The organism is Acidovorax sp. KPB24-03 (genome assembly GCF_057546605.1).
In genome coordinates this window covers 1-1164 of sequence record NZ_BAAJYR010000706.1, presented here as the reverse complement: position 1 = coordinate 1164, position 1164 = coordinate 1, and the positions used below count along the sequence as shown (strand labels likewise).

Here is a 1164-nt window from a genome sequence, read left to right as displayed (position 1 = left end):
AAAAGGGGTACACGCTGGTGCCGCTCAACCTGCATTGGAAGGATGGCCTGGTGAAGTGCGATTTCGCGCTGGCCAAGGGCAAGGCGGAGCACGACAAGCGCGACACCATCAAGGACCGCGAAGGCAAGCGCGAGGTCGAGCGCGCGATGAAAAGCCGCCACCGGTAATTTTTTCGGCGGCGCAGGGAATAAAAGCGCATCCTTCGGTGTTCATCCAGGTGCAGGGCCGCATTTCGCGTCGCCCGCACCCGATCGACTGGAGACACCCATGATCCGTATCGCTTCCTCCGTGGCCACCGCCGCCTTTGCACTGGCGCTGGCCGGCTGCTCTTCCATGATGACGGCGCCGGCTGGCGTCCAGGCCAAGGACGGCGCACTGACCGGCCCCAACGGCATGACCCTCTACACCTTCGACCGCGATGCGACGGGCAGCGGCAAATCGGTCTGCAACGGCCCCTGCGCCACCAACTGGCCGCCGCTGATGGCCGGCAATGCCACCCCGACCGGCGACTACAGCGTGGTGCGCCGCGACGACGGCAGCAGCCAGCTGGCCTACAAGGGCAAGCCGCTGTACTACTGGGCCAAGGACGCCAAGCCAGGCGATCGCACCGGCGACGGCGTCAACCAGGTCTGGCACACCGCCAAGCCCTGATCCGGGACCGGCCCAGCGCCCGCCCCCATGGACCGGATCGTCGAGCACCTGCCCAGCCTGCGCCGCTATGCGCGGGCCCTGACCGGCAATGCCTGGGCGGCGGACGATCTGGTGCAGGACACCCTGGAGCGCGCGTGCCGCAAGTGGCTGCTCTGGCGGTCGGGCAGCGATCTGCGGGCGTGGCTCTTCACCCTGATGCACCACCTGTACCTGAACCAGCAGCGCTCGGCTTCGGCCCTGCCGCTGCTGGACATCGAGGCCGTGCAGGACAGCCTGCAGGCCCCGGCGCCCGCATCGGACGACGCCATCGACCTCGATCGCTGCCTGCAGCGCCTGCCCTCCGACCAGCGCGCGGTGCTGCTGCTGGTCACGCTCGAAGACATGGACTACGCGCAGACGGCCCGCGTGCTGCAGATCCCCGTCGGCACGGTGATGTCGCGCCTGTCCCGCGCGCGGGCACGGCTGCGCGAACTGATGCACGCGCCCGCCGCAGCGCGCCCGGCGCCCGGTGAC

At 69.2% G+C, this 1164-nt stretch carries 3 protein-coding genes; all 3 read left to right on the top strand.

Annotated features, from left to right (window positions below):
- On the top strand, nt 1-167 hold a 167-nt coding region (locus AC27KI_RS25370), incomplete at its 5' end, for an SsrA-binding protein (RefSeq protein WP_487116560.1).
- A 100-nt stretch (nt 168-267) separates the two neighbouring features.
- A complete protein-coding gene (locus tag AC27KI_RS25365) occupies nt 268-651 on the top strand; it encodes a COG4315 family predicted lipoprotein (RefSeq protein ID WP_272568718.1) in 384 nt (127 codons plus the stop codon).
- 27 nt (nt 652-678) lie between these two features.
- Nucleotides 679-1164, top strand: a 486-nt coding sequence (locus AC27KI_RS25360) for a sigma-70 family RNA polymerase sigma factor (RefSeq protein ID WP_487116558.1), incomplete at its 3' end; no start/stop codon positions are given.

What these genes read in the sequence shown, in the direction of transcription:
- AC27KI_RS25365 (WP_272568718.1), top strand. Translation starts at nt 268, where the DNA reads ATGATCCGTATCGCTTCCTCCGTGGCCACCGCCGCCTTTGCACTGGCG.